The sequence below is a fragment of the Roseburia porci genome, assembly GCF_009695765.1.
Lineage (GTDB): Bacteria > Bacillota > Clostridia > Lachnospirales > Lachnospiraceae > Roseburia > Roseburia porci.
On record NZ_VUNI01000014.1, the window covers coordinates 49447 to 66586 of the forward strand.

A 17140-nucleotide genomic window follows, 5' to 3' on the forward strand; every position below is an offset into this window, starting at 1 on the left:
CTATCTGGAAAGCAGTGAAAGAATCTGCTGTGGAATATCATTTGCCTGCGAAAGAACGGAAATGGAAGCCTGGTCCAGAATATTCTGCTGTGTATATTCGGTCATCTCTTTTGCCATATCCGTATCTACCAGATTGGAAAATGCGCTTGTCATATTCTCGGATGTCTCACTTAAGCTGTTTGTCGCGTACTCCAGACGGTTCTGGCTCGCACCAATTCTCGAACGGACTTCGGAAAGTCTTGAAATTGCGCCATCCAATGTTGTGATAGCCGCTCCTGCGCCCTCTTCTGTGACAACATTTACGGTGTCAAGATACAGAGACTGCGAAGAAATCTCCGGAATACGGATATCCATTGTCTGATTCTCATTTGCTCCAAGCTGGATTGTCATGGCTCCGATATCCGTAACCTCAAGCGATACGTCTCCGCTTGCGCCTACCTGAAAATCCATGGAAAATCCATCAATATCGGTAATCTTTACCCGGTCTCCATCGATCGTTGCCTGTGCAGTCTGGCTGAATCCGTCTTTCTTATTCGGATCCGGCTGAACATTAAGCGTTACACTTGCTGCATCAAGGTCAACATTCAGTTCATATTTTCCGCTTGCAACCCCATCTGAAATATAAACACGATCTGCATTCTCCGTATATACGCGGACATCACTGGACCCATCTAAAAGTGTCTTGGTGTTATATTCGGTGTCACTTGAAATACGGTCAACTTCCTTGGTAAGCTGATTGATCTCATCCTGAATTGCCTGTCTTTCACTCTCAGAGTTTGTTCCGTTGGCTGCCTGTACGGAAAGTTCTCTCACTCGCTGAAGCATGCTGCTGACCTCATTCAATGCGCCGTCCGCGATCTGAAGAACGGAAACTCCGTCGGTACTGTTGCTCTCCGCCTGATCCAGCGCATCGATCTGAGCCTTCATTTTGTTGGAAATTGCCATTCCTGCCGGATTATCTGATGCGTGATTGATCTTATATCCGCTGGATAAGCGTTCCATAGAAGCAGCAAGATTCTTTTCGGTACGGAGCAGCTGATTGTTCGTTCTGACTGCTGACATATTCTGATTAATTTTCATATATTCTCCTGTCCTGCCTTCTTAAGGCCTCTGGCATCCATGCACTGTTTTCTGACATTCCGTGTCACATACATTTGTTCAATATATCGACCGTATCTGCCCATTTCTTAACCGCAGGAAGATATGGAAAATTGTATTTTTTTCCGTTATTCGCCGAAAGTTCTCATGTATAATTTGCATTTGACAGGGAATCGTATTATAATAACCACATTATATGAACAATGATTCAAAGGAGGATATGACCTATGTCTAGAGTAACAAAGGATACTATGATCGGCGAACTTCTTCAGATCGATGCAAATGTAGCTCCAATGCTTTTAAATATCGGTATGCACTGTCTTGGATGTCCATCATCCCAGATGGAGACCATCGAAGAGGCTGCTGCTGTACACGGTATTGACGCTGACGATCTGGTTGAAGAACTCAACACATTCATCGCACAGGATTTAGGCTGATCATTCAGTAGATAGAACACAAAAAAGGATGTCGTACGAAAGATAATCTGTACGACATCCTTTTTATTTTATCATTTATAGCTGAGCTAATGTCTGAAGCGCATCCTTTGTGAGGATGATCTCACTATGTTCTGCAAAATATGCGCCTACGGCATTGGTATAATTTTTCTGGACTCCGTATTCCGAAGCAATATTGCACACCTTGTTAAATTCCTCCGGTGTATGTGCACTCTTGCGGATAGTCAGGTAAAAACGCTGTTTCTGTGCATTCTTGAACAAGTCGTTCTCTCCATGGTAAAAACCGGAAAGTACATGGGAAAGTCTCTCAACCTGATCCATATTACGGAATTCAAAAAGTCTTGTCAGATTGATCGGAGTTTCCGGCTTCTTCGGCTCCTGAACCGCCTCTGTCTGAGGTTCTGCTTCATCCGTCTTCTCTGCGGCGTCATTCTTCGGCTGCTCTTCCTTCGATGCCTCACCGTCTGCCTTGATTCTGCGGAAAAGGTCTAAAATGTCATCCGCGCCCTGTGGCAGCGGTGCCTCTCCACTCTTCTCAGCATCATAGAGGATCTCTTCATCCGGTTCCGAAAACTTGGAGAATCTTGTGTCCAGTTCCTCCGGGTATTCCACTTTTGTAACAACTAATATAATCGTATCTGCTGAAAGCGGAATTGCCTCTACCATCAGCGGAATATCGTTTGCTTCAAATCCAAATTCATAATTGGCCTGCTGCATCATATCACGAAAAAGGCTTCTCGCCTTCTCAGAACCATACGCAAGCTCACTCAGCTTGATCTGCCGGTCTGCCAAATCTTCCTTTGTCAGGGTACAGCGGATCTGATTATCGTTTACTTTTTCAATTTTCATAAAATCACATCCTTACCTTGAAAATTTCTTGTAAATCGTACACTTATTATAATAAAATGCCTGGTTGATGTAAAGTATGAGGTTTTATTAAATATTTCTAAACCAAACAATTTTCAACAAAAATTTCAAAAAACTCTTGCATTGTTTGAACAATTGTGCTATATCTTGGAACAAGAGATGCGTTGCTGACTTAAAAGGAGCGTATGACAAACAATCACACATTTATCTTATCTGGCAGATATCAGATCATCCGGAGCCTTGGCACCGGACAGACAAGTACCGTTTATCTGGCCAGACATCTATCACTGGATGCGGAACGCGCCATCAAGGTTATCCCCAAGACCGGAGCAAGTCCCGTTTCCGTACTTACGGAAGCACAGCTTCTGAAATCTTTGAATCACCCAGGAATTCCCATGATATTTGATATTGAAGAAGACGATAGCAATTACTATCTCGTGGAAGAATATATACAGGGTGAATCATTAGAAGCCTATCTGCTTCATCACAAGTTTATTTCCTCAGATTTATTTTTATCATTTTGTGAACAGCTTTGCGATATTTTCAGATATCTGCATTCTTTACATCCAACTCCGATTCTCTATCAGGATCTGAAACCGGAACATATTATAGTATGTGGAACACAGCTGAAATTAATTGACTTTGGTGTCACATGGAATACTGGCAGTTCAGGAAATAACTTCAAACGTTTTGGGAATGCTGAATTTTCCGCACCGGAAGTTCGGTCAGGTGAAATTCCTTCGATTACCTCAGATATTTACAGTCTTGGAAAAATTATACAATTTCTGGCAGGTTCTCAAAGCTTTCATAATTCCCGGAATATCCGACATATTATCCAAAAAGCAACTTCGCCGGAACCGGATCATCGATATGAAACGGTGGATGATCTCATTCTGGCACTTCAGACAGCATTACAGCAAAAGCGTCAGCCACATCTCTTCGAAACTATCGCAATCGTCGGAAGCTGCAAAGGCAGCGGATGTACTCATCTTGCAATATCTCTCGTTTCCACTTTAAACGAGCTCGGACAATGCACATTTTATCACGAACGTAATTCATCGGATCATGTGCGCCAGCTGCTCCGCCATCAGCGGAACTGGAAGGAAAAAGACGGATATTACATTTTGAAAAGCTGGATGGGATTTCCATTTTACGGTCCAGGCATCGAGATTCCAAAAACCGGGCCGGCGCTGCACATTTATGATTTCGGAGCAGATTATACCAAAGAGGCTCTGTCCGATGCGGATCTGATCCTGCTCCTGTGTGCAGATGCACCCTGGCATTGGAATGATGCTCTCCGGAAAGCGGATCTTTTACAGCTTTACCAGGATCGTGTACGTTTTGTCTGCAATCCCGGAAGTCAGGTTTCTTCCCGGTTTTATGCAAAACAGTTTCACGCACCGGTGTACTCCTATTTTTATGATCCCGATCCATTTCAGGTAACCCGGGAAAAAAGAGACTTTGCACTCCGGCTTTTGTCCGAGAAAGGAAGGGCTTATCCATTTTCAGATCTATTTCATCCATTTCCGCACCGAAATGTATAGCCGTCTGTGGCATACAGCATCATGTTGGTACGACTACAATCAGTCTTGCACTCTCTAATTATTTATGCAGCAAAGAGAATCTTAGAACCGCATATGTGGAACTAAATGCATCCGATCAGATCCTTGGGCTCACTTCTGGGAAAACATCAGGTATTTTTACATACATGGGGATTGATTTTTTCCCGAATGCCACTCTTCGCGATCTTGATCAGATCCGTCTTCTGCATTATGATTACCTGATATCTGACTTTGGGGTTTTTACACCGGATGTTTTGTCGGGATCTGTGCATTCGTCTGCCTGCATGATCGTCGGGTCGGTAAGTCAATGGAATACCAGACGATACGGGTCTTTCATTATGTCACTTGAAAAACAGAGAATATATCAGGAACCTATTATTTTTCTGGATAATCTGGGCAGCAAAAAAGAATCCAAAACCATGAAACGCCTGTATCATACCGATGTGATCCCATTTCCTTATCTCACAAATCCGTTTCAGCTTACCTTCGATGATTTGGAAATTTTTAAAAGGCTGTTGGGAAAAATATAATATACCACGAACAACATTTTCCGGCAGACAGGAACCTGCTTATGACCAATATCTACGATCAGCTGCTTGTGGAATACAAGCCAGTAAATCATCAGGGAGCTGTGATATGGCTCCGCGATGATCCAACCGATACCTCGGGATACCGTTTCTTATTTATACGGGAGGTATCTGATTACAATCATACCAATAGAAAGGATGGTGGTCTTCAAATTCCATATATCCTGCCACAAAAAGCAGGAATTTTGTAAACATCAACTATTAAATTTATAAATTGTAGGGAAAAGGAAAGAGTCTCAACGTCTTTTCATAATCCGCAGATTCAATCAGAAAAAAGATCAGTAGAGGTCATCTTCGGGAACAGATGACCTCTATTTGTGTTTTTATTCCTTTTCATGGTATAATCGAATATACATAATAATCGAACGACAAAGAAAGGAATTCACATGAAGAAAAAGGTATATCCGTTAATTGCAGTCCTTGGTCTGATTCTGATCATCATTGCAATTATGTTTCTCTCGCAACTTATTCAGAAATATACTCCGACCAAAACTCGTCAGGATCTTTCCGAGCACTACAATGTAACTGCCGATGACCAGGTCGCTATCATATTAAATAATGAACTTGTCGAACCACAGGCTAAGATTATCGATGGGAACCTCTACCTGGATTACAATTTCGTCCACGACATGATCAACCAGCGTTTTTACTGGGATTCCAATGAAAATATTTTATTATACACCACAGCTACCGATCTGATCAGTGCACAGGCCGACAGCACCAGCTATCTTATCACAAAATCTTCCAACGATTATGGAAAACCAATCGTGAAGGCATCTTCAGATTCTGCATACATTGACATCGACTTTGTAAAAATGTATTCGGATTTCAGCTATGAATATTTTGAATCGCCTTCCCGTCTTGTCGTGACAAACCAGTATGGGGAAGTCACTTATGCAAATGCCAGAAAGAATACTGAGATCCGTGTTCTCGGCGGTATCAAAAGCCCGATTCTTGCAGATATTGCAAAAGGCGACAAACTGACCGTGATCGCACCGGATACAAAATGGACCGAAGTTATGACTTCCGACGGTATTATCGGATACATTCGTTCCAAAGCTCTTTCCGCGACTTCTACCGAAACAACAACGAGTGATTTTACGGAAGAAGCACATGCTCATATCCGGAAAGATTTCAAGATCAACATGGCATGGCATCAGGTAACAAATGCCACCGCCAATTCCGATATTGCCAATGTTCTTGGCAGTACCAAAGGCTTAAACGTAATCTCTCCGACCTGGTTCTACCTGAATGACAACAATGGCGGACTGGAAGACCTTGCAAGTTCTTCTTATGTCACCTATTGTCATCAGCATAATGTAGAAGTCTGGGCTCTGGTAAGTAACCTTGAAAAGAAAGATGTGGACAGCACTTATGTGCTGACACACACTTCCGCCCGTCAGAATCTGGTCAACCAGATCGTTTCTGCAGCAATCCAGTATAATCTGGACGGAATCAACCTTGACTTCGAAGCACTCGACGGAGCTTCTGTCGGTGATGGTTTTATCCAGCTTGTACGTGAACTTTCCTTAAAATGTGCGAATAACGGAATTGTTCTTTCTGTTGATAACTACTCACCATATTCCTTTAACGCATTTTACAATCGTTCCGAGCAGGCCGCTTTTGCAGATTATGTCGTACTGATGGGGTATGATCAGCATTATGCCGGTTCCGAGGAAGCAGGATCTGTCGCTGCCCTTGACTGGGTAAAAGAAGGCGTTTCCAATACGCTTGCAGAAGTACCTGCGGATCAGCTCATCCTCGGCATGCCATTCTACACACGTGTATGGAGCGAAACACCGACCAACAGTGATGCTGTTTCTGAAGGAGATGGTGCAACGGACACCGAACTTCTCTACCAGCTCGATTCCTACGCCTGTGGCATGAAAGAAGCCGAAAAGCTTGTATCCGCCAACGGTGCCGAAAAACAGTGGCTGGATGACTGCGGTCAGAACTATGTCGAATACACAAACGATGGTGTGATTTATAAGATCTGGCTCGAAGATGCCGCTTCCATCGAGAAAAAGCTCTCCGTTGTGACCGATAACAACCTCGCAGGTGCATCTTTCTGGAAGCTTGGATTTGAGACCAGCGATATCTGGGATACGGTAATTAAATATATCAATTAAAGAAAACTGTACTGAATCGAATCTTTTTTTCATATGTTAAACAGAGAGTGAAAAAGGACCTCTAATATGAAAAAAAGATTCGAATTTTTTATGGTTTTCTGCCTTTTTGTCACATCTTTTGTCCTTGCCCGAAGAGGTGCTGCTCTTGTCCAGAGCAAAAAAGCGGAAACTTCAAAGCTTTGCGTTGTGATTGATGCCGGTCACGGAGACAACGACCCCGGGAAGATCGGTGTCAATGATGCCCTGGAAAAGGATGTCAATCTTTCTCTTGCATTAAAGCTCAAACCTCTTTTCGAAAACAAGAAGATCCAGGTAATTCTTACACGCGATTCCGACCAGACACTTGCAGACAGTTCTGCCACGAATAAAAAAATAGACGATATGCAAAAAAGAGTAAAGCTGATTGCGGATTCCAAAGCAGTCTTTACCATCAGTCTTCACCAGAACAGTTACCCTGACAGCTCAGTTTCCGGCCCTCAGGTATTCTACTACAGTCAGTCCCCGGATGGCGAGGCGCTTGCCTCCCATATTCAGGACAGTCTGAATGAGCAGCTGTCGCCAGCTTCTCCAAGGTCTGTAAAATCCAATGATAATTACTATCTTTTGAAAAAAACACCCACACCTACGGTTATCGTAGAGTGTGGGTTTTTAAGTAATCCCGATGAAGCTGCCCGCCTGATCGACGAGGATTACCAGAATAAACTGGTCCGCGCCATCTATCTTGGTGCGATTTCGTATCTGTCGGAAGCAGATTCTATATCCGAAGAAGATCCCGTGTCAGATGAAAATGCCGGATCTGAGGAAGTTCTATCCTCAGAAACCCGCTAGAATCCACCATCCGTTAATTCTTTTACGGTCGACAGAAAGCTTTCTGCAATATGATAGAGTCTGCGTGTCTGAACCGGTGATTTTGTCTCCGTGGTCTCTGTCGTATGACGATAATTAGATAGATCCAGATCTTTTACATAGGCAACTGAGATGTCCACAGCCTCATTGCTGTCTTCACCAAGAGCTTCTGCGAACAGTCCCATGTGATCGGCCAGAAGTTCTCTTGTGTCTGGATCATCCGTAGCAATCATTCCGGAGATTCCATTTTCTTTCGCCTGGAAAGATGCTGCGACTTTTCCCATCATCTCTCCACGGAACATAATGTCTACAAATCCCTGATCCTTCGTTCCACGGACGATCTTTAAGGATACTCCGGTGATCGAATCGCCGGTCTGCATCGGTATCATATAATTTTCTTCCTTTGCCTGCTTTGCGCAAAGTGCAAACTGTGTGCTCATTAAACGGAGTTCTTTCAGATCCAGTGCGGAAACCTGATCATTTTCGATAATCATCGTCTTCATAACGTTTTCCGCAACTTCTGCAAGCGTCTCCTGTGCATCTGCCAGTTCCTGCGGATTCTCGACTGCCTCTGCAAAGTTCTCAAGAACCTTTTCTTTGAGGTCTTCGACTTTTTCTTCTTTTCCGTCACCGGAGCTTCGGAACAGATCACGGAACATCTGATTCTGATCCATGGTCATCCGCTGATATGCCATGACATTCGTCATGGTATTTGGAATGTCATATTGATCCAGTATCTCATAGATCTGCTCCGGAACTTCTACGGTTTTTTCATATTCCGCAAGCATTTCTTTTGCATATGCGTCTTCTGCCTGCTCTTCCTGTGGATCTTCAAGTGCCTTTTGTAAAGCTTCCTTCATCTGATCCGGGGTCATATCTTCCCAGCCTTTCATCGTCTCGGAGGAAAGTGCGATTGGAGACAGGTTTTCTTTGATATCCTTGATGCAGTAACTCTGATATGCCGTCTCAATCTGCTCATCGATTGCCATTCCTGTGCGGCTTCCCGAAACTCCATCGAATTCATCATCCACCGTGTAGTCCATGTTATTTTTGTGATGCGTCCGAACCGCAGAAAGCAGATTGCGCATACTCAGATCTGCCCCCTGTCCGATCAGCGCGCCGATTACAGCGCCATCTGTCTGGTCAACCTGATTGATCAGGCGGTAAATTCCAATGTACGATGTCCGTTCTTCCTCTGTGATTGCATTTTTCTTCTCCAGTTTCCAGAGATATTTGCTAAAACGTTCGTGATCTTCATAGCCCAGATCTGTACGGATATCTTCCGCTGTCTCATTTAACTTGGTCAGATCCATATCAAGCGGATTGATTCCACGCCGGATCATCTCAAGCGTTACTGCTGGTGACATGCTTGAAAAAGTTCGCTGTACCGTCTCATCAGCCTGTCGTATCGTCTTGATATTCTCCTCCGTCAGCTCGGTCTGATTGTATGCAAGAATACGGACTGCCCGCTCATTTGCCTCACTGGTGTCCATTCCGAGATCCCTCAGAATGTCATCCACATTCTGAAATGCCTTCTGAATGGAATCGCCCCTGTCTTTCCGCGGCGCTGTCCACAACGTCTCATAGGACTGACCTGCATTTTTCAATGCACTCTGCAACGCACTTCCTGCTGCGTCAAGACTTCGGATTGTCGGATTTTTAACATTCTCCAGCGTAAGCACATAGGCCGGCTGCATCTTCAGACGTTCGATCATGATCGAACTTTCGGTAAGCTGTGCCGCCTTCTCGGACACTTCTACATTCTGTGATTCACCAAGCAGTTGTGCATGATATGCATTTTCCTGTTCTTTTAACTGGCTGACTAATTCCTCAAGCGGAGCCGTATCGATGGAAATTCCCTTTTTTAAAAGTGCATAGTTCGCCTGTGTTGTCATCATAAGGCGTGTCTCTTCCAGCTGCCGCTTTGCCGTGATAAATGCTGCGTCTGTGGCCTCCTGACCTGTATAGATCACAGAATCTGCCTGTGGCTTTTGCTGTGCATCGGAGGTATTGTTTTCGGAATCCGAAGTATTTCTTGTGCTCTGCGCATATCTGAGGTTTGCGATTGTAACCGGAAGATCATGCTTCTGGCAAAAACGTATGTCATCATCATTTGCCTGATCGATTACGTTTTTGGCGTCGTTTGCCTGATCCATCATGGAAAATCCCGGGATCAGATATGCCTGGGATGCGCTTTTTCCTTCTTCAATCGCCTGAATTTCTGAATCCAGTATCCAGTCTTTATCTCCTGCAGGATCTGCAAGATTTCCGGAAAGCTCACTCAGCTGCTGCAGATATGTAATATTCTCTTTTGTGAGTGGAAGATCGTTCGCGATCATCCATTTTCCCAGATTTATGGAATCCGTATCCGGTTCTATTCCCGCATCACTTAATACCTGTCTGATCTGAGTCTCCAGATCGTCATACTGAGTCGAGGCATCTTCCCTGGAAACCATGCGGGAAGATCCACCACTGTACTGTGCTTTATAAACGTTCTCAATGGTAGGCTCTTTCTGGTTTCTGACAAGATAGTCCATAGTCTCATCCTGAAGTCCGTCCACCGATGCTGCCTGTGTATATGCGTTCTCGACGTCTTTTACCTGATCCTCGCCGGATGGAAGATCCGCAGCTTTCAGTTTCTGTACGATGTCCCTGGCTACAGCTGAACTTCCGGTGATTTGCTCGAGTTCATCCATGTCCAGTTCATCCCCATAAGCAGAAATATCGACCCCCGCTTTCGCCAGTACCGCTTTGATCTTATCGGTCACTGTGATAATGGTATGGCTGTCTGTATCATTTAAGGAAAATCCTTCCTTCTGAAGTTCCCGGTAATCATCGGCTGAAAGCGTATTGGATAACACAACCATCTCATTTTTATGATTGAGGGAATCCTTCCCCATCTCCTGCTCTAATTGCTCGGATACGGTCTTTGTCTCATCCTCTGGTCTTCCGTATGTCGGATTTTTTACCTGGATATTTCCTGCGTCACTGACTTTCGCAGCCTCCTGACTTTTGCTGAATATTCCTGCCTGTCCTGCGATTCCTGTTTCCCTGGTCTGCTCTGCAAAATAAGCTGCGATTCCGTTATTTCCAGGATTTCCTGCATTTTTAACGACCTGATCCATATTGTTTGACTGTTCTATCTTCATATATTTCCCCACATGTGTCTTTTCTATCGAATCCATTGTTATAACTATTCAGAATCCACCTTGTGAATCGTTATTCTCTGTTTATATATATCGGATTTTTTCTAAAATTCCTTACGTTTTCCTGATAACTAAAAAAGAACCGCCGCACTGCTGATTTCAATCAGCCGGTGCGACAGCCCCTTCATCTGAAAATTAATATTTAAATACTGCAACTCCGTATCCCGGAAGCGGGTATGCGAAAGAATATTCTCTTCCATCACACTCGGATTTCACTGCTTTATAAGATACTTCACGATTCTCATCGGAACCAAAGAATTTCGGATCTTCGCTGTTTAAGATCAGTTTGTAGGTTTTCTTTTTCGGAACACCTACGCGATAATCCGGCCGTTCTACCGGCGTAAAATTAATTACAAACAGCAGATTGTTCTTTCCATCTTTGCTCTTTCGGATAAAGCTGAAAATGCTTCTATCCGCATCATTTGCATTGATCCATTCGAATCCGTCCCAGCTGCTGTCAAGCTCATACAGGCAGCGGTTCCGTTTGTAAATGTGGAGCAGTTCCTTCATCCATTTACTGATTTTCTGATGATTTGGATTCTCAAGCAGATACCAGTCGAGCTCTCTTGCCTCGCTCCATTCCTGTGCCTGCGCAAAATCCTGTCCCATAAACAGAAGTTTTTTGCCCGGATGTCCCATCATAAATGCATATCCTGCCATCAGATTGCGGAATTTGTCATCTTCAAGTCCCGGCATCTTATTTAACATAGAGCATTTCAGATGTACAACCTCATCGTGCGATAACACAAGTATGTATTTCTCACTTTCATTATAGGTCATGGCAAAGGTCATCTTATAATGGTTATTTTTCCGGAAATATGGATCCAGCTTCATATAATCCAGGAAATCATGCATCCAGCCCATGTTCCATTTGTAGCTGAAATTCAATCCATCTTCTTCGACTGGTCCGGTCACTTTCGGCCATGCGGTGGATTCCTCTGCAATCATGACGGTTCCAGGATTTCTTCCCAGGATCAATGTATTGATATGCTTAAAGAACTCAATCGCCTCGAGGTTCTTATTATCTCCATATTTATTCGGGATCCACTGTCCTGGCTGTTTTCCATAATCAAGGTACAGCATCGATGCCACTGCATCTACACGGAGTCCGTCAATGTGGTAATGTTCAATCCACATAAGTGCGCTTCCGATCAGGAAGTTTTTGACTTCATTTTTGCCGTAATCAAAGATCTTGGTTCCCCAGTCCGGGTGCTCACCCTTCTTCGGATCCGCATATTCATAAAGCGGTGATCCGTCAAATTCTGCAAGACCATGTGCATCCTTTGGAAAATGCGCTGGAACCCAGTCAAGGATAACTCCGATATGATTTTTATGGCATTCATTGACAAAATGCGCAAATTCCTCCGGTGTTCCATATCGTGATGTCGGTGCATAATAGCCGGTTACCTGATATCCCCACGAACCATCGTAAGGATATTCCAAGATTCCCATAAGCTCGATGTGTGTATATCCCATGTCTTTGACATATTTGATCAGGCTTTTTTCCAGATCATGATAACTGTAAAAACCATCGTCTTCTCTTCCCGGATGACGTTTCCAGGAGCCCGAATGAACTTCATAGATTGTCATCGGCTGTTCATAAACCTCATCTTTGCCAATCGATCTGCGGTGATCCATCCATTCGGAATCCGACCAGACAAAATGATCAATATCCGTAACTGCAGATGCCGTTCCCGGTCGAAGTTCTGCATAATTTGCATAAGGATCTGCTTTGTATAACTTTCTTCCATCCTTTGTGATAATCAGATATTTATACAAAGATCCTTTCTGTACCTTTGGTATGAACAATTCATATACACCCATGCCTTCCGGCTCGACACGTTCCATCTCGTGGGAGGTTTCATTCCAGTTGTTGAATTCTCCGATCACGTATACCTTTTCGGCATTTGGTGCCCATACGTTAAAACAAACCCCTTTTGTGTTTTTTCTCATCTGGATATGAGCGCCCAGCTTTTTGTAAATATCATAATGTGTGCCCTGTCCAAATAAATAGCTGTCTAATTCTGTAAAATTGCTCATAGATATGCCCCTCCAATACTCATAACCATGATGTTATGTTATTTTTTATTCCTCAAAATCTCGCTCCCTCAAAAGAATCCGGTCATCCTCCGTATGCCGTTTTGCTGTTATAAAGCTGAATGCTTTTTTCCATCCAATGTGCTTTGAACGTTCGATTGCCTCGTCTACGATCTCTTTGACCTCCGTCAGTGTCGTTGCCTGATCGAGTCTCTGAATATTGCTGATGCGGTTATATAACGCAAGCACTGCCATCTCTTCCATCTCATATCCAAGCTCTCTGGAATAAGATTTTGCAAATGCTACCAGTTCGTCATTGGTAAAGATCGGAACATTGATCTTCTCCGTGAATTTCTTGGCATAGCCATCATCCAGTGAAAGTGCCTTTTTTATGCCCTTTGTCGTGTCTTCCATAATGACCAGAATTCCGCTGGAATCCTGCTCCAGAAGCAGAGAAAGTGTCACCGCACTTTGTCTGGACAGATTTCCTGCATTTTCAATGATCAGGCATCCTCCTGCCACCTTGCGGAGCAGCTGCTGGATATTCTTATGATTCAGTGCCTCGGAATCGATCTTACCAATTCTTCCGTTCGGACGACCTGTCTCCTGCTGCATAGCCTTGATGATGCTTGTCGCAAGAACGGTTTTTCCACATCCATGTCCCCCCTGAATGATAAGGTTACCGGTAAAGGCTGTCTCATCCTCTTCAAAATGTCTTTTCAGTCCTGCAATTGCCTGACACAGCTGATCTTCCATTCCTTTTACCGGGACAAAATAAGAAAATACACTTCTTAATTCATCTGGAAGATGCATCATCGGCTTTTTCTCTTCCGGTTCAATAAACGGAATATCCGGAAGTCTGGTTGTCTCCGCCTTTAAAAATGCATCCGGATGAAATTTCGAAAGATCCGGGATTCGTTTGGTAATATCCGGAATCTCCTCTTCCTTCTCAGGAAGAATGGACTCTGTCATACTCTGTACGATCTGATCTGCTTCCTGTTCTGCCATTTCCTGCTCGATCGAATCCGCGATTTCCTCCGGATTCATTTCGGTTTCTTTGATTCCGTCTGTTTCTTCGAATTCCGCTATCGTATCCTGAATTGCATCCGTTTTTGGCTGCTCTTTTGTCTGGTCAAATTCAACGGTTTCGATCTCCGGTGCCTCAGATTCTTCCATCTCAGGCTCCGGCATCTCATCCTCTGAAGTTTCAATCTCCAGAGTGCCTGCCCCGGCAGCTTCCTCTACCGGAATCTCTGCCTCATCCACATGGCTTTTGACACTGGCAAGCTGCTCATCGAAAAATGCGTTCTCATTGTTCAAACGCTCGATCTCTTTGCCAAGAATATCATTCATATCGGCAAAAATCTGTCCTGCCTCTTTCTCCTGTGGAGTAAGAATATCATCGTATTCATAATCATCATCTTCCGCATAATCCTGATCGGATTCTAATTCCCGGAGTTCATCCGAATCCTGTTGTTCTGCAGGTTCTGTAGTATCAATCTCCGTAATTGGGATCTCAGAGGATACTGTTTCCCCGGATTTCGTTTCCGCTTCATCGTCCTGCTCAGGTTCATCTTTCAGATACTGCTGCTGTAACAGTTCTCTCGGTGAGATTCCTGCATCTAACTTCGGTATTACATCGGTAAGCCGGTCCATAATGTCCCCTGCTTCCTGTAAAGCCTTGGCTTTTGCAGATTCCAGCTTCCGCTGTTTTGCAATCTCAAGGGCTTCTTCTGCCGCTTTCTTTGTCTTCTCCCACTCTTCAAGAACTTCCGCAATACTCATCTGTCCGGTGATCTGCCTCTCCAGCTGCATCTTCTCTGGAACGACCATGCTCATCTGTCCATCGGAATCCTCTCCGATCATCTCCTGGAAATTGATTTTCAAAGAATCATCGATTTCCTCATCGGTCTCAAACTGCGGTTCGTCATTCTCTTCTTCCTCTTCTCTCGGAAGCTGCAGATATGGGATCTCTTCCACCATCTTCTTGATATTATCCATTGTATCGGATACTGTTTCCTTCTCGGTTGCATCGAGAATCTGCTGCATTCCTTTTGCAATCTCTTCCTGAAGGTTTACGGTATTAAAACGCTCCGGATTGATATTGACCTGAGGAATCTCAACCGCCTCATGTTCATATTCTCCGGCTTTTTTCATCTCTTCTGCACCAATCTGTGTCACTCCGGTGCGTTTCTGACGGATCTCCCTGTATTTTTCTTCCTGCTGCCTGGTAAGTGGCTGGTATAACATTTTAAGTTCCAGCGCACGTTCCACATAAGGGCCATCTCCAAACCATAAGATCAGCTCATCACATGCCTCGACGCATTTTTCACTCATTCCGGCTTTGTGATACAGATAAGCAAGCTCATACGCCCATTCTTCGGAATATTCCTGTTCTTTCAGTTCCTCCAGAATCGGAATCAGCTCCTCATAGGAAGCGCCCTGTGCCTTCTTAATCGTGTATTCCAGAACATACTTCAGATTATCATGTGGAGCGATCTCAACAAACTCCTCATAATACTCCTGAGCCAGTTCGTAATCTTTCATTTTGACGGCAACTTCTGCCAGACGGTAAATGATCGTGCGTCCGATCGGAGACCGGTCATATGCCATTAATAAAAGTTCTTTGCTGTCTTCGTAACGACCTGTTTTTTCGTATATTTCACCTGCACTCACCAGTGCATTTACATTCTTAATCTTATTCCAGTTGATTGTATCTGCAATCTCTGCCGCAGCGTCATAATTCTCTTCTGCACAGAGACTTTTCATTTGATCCTGCTTCAGATTATATTCATATTTATCCAACTGTTTCCACCTCAAATATATGCCTGTAAATTGAATATTTATATCTGGTTTTAGTGTATCATAGGCGGTATTAGATGTCAAAAAATAAGCCGAAAAAAAAGGAACAACTGCGCCTTTCTGGCAATTGTTCCTTCGTAATCTGATTACTGATTCTTTTGGTTTTCTTCACCAGGTGCTTCACCAAATTCCACATCTGATTCATCGCTTTTTACCGGTTCACTCTGACGCATTTTATACTGCAGTGAATTTTGTTTTTCATCCACATGTGTCATGTGGATATATTTCGTTGTTTCGGTTGGAAGCTGCTTTTTCCTCAGTGCATATGCCACCAGTCTGCGGATGATATAATAAATGACCGCAAACACCGGAACACCAAGCACCATTCCAGCAAATCCCCACATTCCTCCGGCGATCAGGATTGCAAACATCACCCAGAAAGACGAAAGTCCGGTAGAATTGCCAAGAATCTTCGGTCCAATGATATTCCCGTCCACCTGCTGCAGAATAATAATAAATATCAGCAGATACAGTGCGTGGATCGGACTCTGGATCACAACCAGAAGAAGCGTCGGAATTGCTCCGATGAGTGGTCCGAAGAACGGAATGACATTGGTACATCCAATGATCACCGCAACAAGTATGGAATCTGGGATTCTTAAGATCAGACATCCGATATAACAGATGACTCCGATGATCGCAGAATCAAGGATCTTTCCAGTAACAAATCCACCAAATATCTCGTTGGATTTTCTTACCATCTCAATAATGATATTCCCGGTCTTTGGACTACATACCGAATAAATAATTTTTTTGCTCTGTCCGGTCAGTGTCTCCTTGATCATCATGACATAAACTGCCACGATGATTCCAATAATAAAGTTCATGATTCCTTTTACAAAGGAGATCACACCACTTGTAATTTCAGTAATAAATGTATTTGCCTGCGGAAGAAGTGTGTTCCGAAACCAGTTTTCAACAAAGTCTGTCGCCTTTGTCATATAATCACCGATCATATTTGTCACTTCGGTATCACCGAAGGACTGCCCATTGATCCACGAAATAAATGACTGTACATTTCCCGGAAGCGTATCCGCAAGACTGATAATACTGTTTATTACGGATGGAACGATTGCTGCGATCAAAAGCCCTATGATCACAAACAAAAACAGGATTGCACCGGTAACACCCAGTGCTCTCGCTGTTTTTTTTGCCTTTCTCTCACTTTTCATACGCGGTTTCAGAAATTTAAGCAGATGACTCTCGAAAAATTTCATAACCGGATTCAAAAGATATGCAAGTATCAGTCCTATAATGATCGGCTGTGCTGTTGCCATGATTTTTTTCCACGTATCTGCAAATCCTTTGTATCGAAGTATGATGAAGAAAAACAGGATACAACATACAAACGTAACAAATGTTGTAATGCCAATTCGGATATATTTATAAAGTTCCCTTTTTGTTTCTGTTGAACGCGGGACCAGTCTCTCCTCTTCTACGGATCCACGGTTCATTTCCTGGTTATTTATCTGTTCCGAATTACTCAAATTA

At 43.7% G+C, this 17140-nt stretch carries 12 protein-coding genes; 6 read left to right on the forward strand and 6 right to left on the reverse strand.

The genetic code is table 11. The features are described from left to right. On the reverse strand, positions 1-1080 hold the full coding sequence (locus FYJ75_RS09045; protein ID WP_154430131.1) for a flagellin N-terminal helical domain-containing protein: 1080 nt from the start codon (positions 1078-1080) through the stop codon (positions 1-3). A gap of 245 nt (positions 1081-1325) precedes the next feature. On the opposite strand from FYJ75_RS09045, the gene FYJ75_RS09050 reads away from it, so the two are divergent. Then, positions 1326-1535, forward strand: coding sequence for a DUF1858 domain-containing protein (locus FYJ75_RS09050; protein WP_154430132.1), 210 nt, complete (start codon positions 1326-1328; stop codon positions 1533-1535). Positions 1536-1610: 75 nt separating this feature from the next. Here the strand turns inward: FYJ75_RS09050 and FYJ75_RS09055 are convergent, their stop codons facing one another. Beyond that, positions 1611-2402 (reverse strand): adaptor protein MecA, encoded by a 792-nt coding sequence (locus FYJ75_RS09055; protein WP_154430133.1) that lies wholly within the window; start codon positions 2400-2402, stop codon positions 1611-1613. Between the two features lie 203 nt (positions 2403-2605). On the opposite strand from FYJ75_RS09055, the gene FYJ75_RS09060 reads away from it, so the two are divergent. From FYJ75_RS09060 to FYJ75_RS09080, 5 genes are all read left to right on the forward strand, one after another. Continuing rightward, positions 2606-3964: a serine/threonine protein kinase gene (locus FYJ75_RS09060; protein WP_154430134.1), complete on the forward strand. Its 1359-nt coding sequence runs from the start codon at positions 2606-2608 to the stop codon at positions 3962-3964. 95 nt (positions 3965-4059) lie between these two features. Beyond that, on the forward strand, positions 4060-4512 hold the full coding sequence (locus tag FYJ75_RS09065) for a hypothetical protein (RefSeq protein WP_154430135.1): 453 nt from the start codon (positions 4060-4062) through the stop codon (positions 4510-4512). A gap of 41 nt (positions 4513-4553) precedes the next feature. After that, positions 4554-4760, forward strand: a complete 207-nt coding sequence (locus tag FYJ75_RS09070; protein WP_154430136.1) for a hypothetical protein — start codon at positions 4554-4556, stop codon at positions 4758-4760. A gap of 195 nt (positions 4761-4955) precedes the next feature. After that, positions 4956-6698, forward strand: coding sequence for a glycosyl hydrolase family 18 protein (locus FYJ75_RS09075; RefSeq protein WP_154430137.1), 1743 nt, complete (start codon positions 4956-4958; stop codon positions 6696-6698). 66 nt (positions 6699-6764) lie between these two features. Continuing rightward, positions 6765-7526, forward strand: a complete 762-nt coding sequence (locus FYJ75_RS09080; RefSeq protein ID WP_154430138.1) for an N-acetylmuramoyl-L-alanine amidase — start codon at positions 6765-6767, stop codon at positions 7524-7526. Here FYJ75_RS09080 and FYJ75_RS09085 read toward each other — a convergent pair. From FYJ75_RS09085 to FYJ75_RS09100, 4 genes are all read right to left on the reverse strand, one after another. Further along, positions 7523-10693 carry a DUF6240 domain-containing protein gene (locus tag FYJ75_RS09085; protein ID WP_154430139.1) on the reverse strand — a complete coding sequence of 1057 codons (3171 nt, stop codon included), beginning with the start codon at positions 10691-10693 and terminating at the stop codon, positions 7523-7525. The two genes, FYJ75_RS09080 and FYJ75_RS09085, sit on opposite strands and share 4 nt — an antisense overlap. Before the next feature lie 192 nt (positions 10694-10885). Then, positions 10886-12790, reverse strand: a complete 1905-nt coding sequence (glgB, locus tag FYJ75_RS09090) for a 1,4-alpha-glucan branching protein GlgB (protein WP_154430140.1) — start codon at positions 12788-12790, stop codon at positions 10886-10888. Positions 12791-12835: 45 nt separating this feature from the next. Continuing rightward, positions 12836-15592: a tetratricopeptide repeat protein gene (locus FYJ75_RS09095; RefSeq protein WP_154430141.1), complete on the reverse strand. Its 2757-nt coding sequence runs from the start codon at positions 15590-15592 to the stop codon at positions 12836-12838. 143 nt (positions 15593-15735) lie between these two features. Continuing rightward, positions 15736-17136 (reverse strand): AI-2E family transporter, encoded by a 1401-nt coding sequence (locus FYJ75_RS09100; protein ID WP_235907053.1) that lies wholly within the window; start codon positions 17134-17136, stop codon positions 15736-15738. Between the last annotated feature and the right edge of the window lie 4 nt (positions 17137-17140).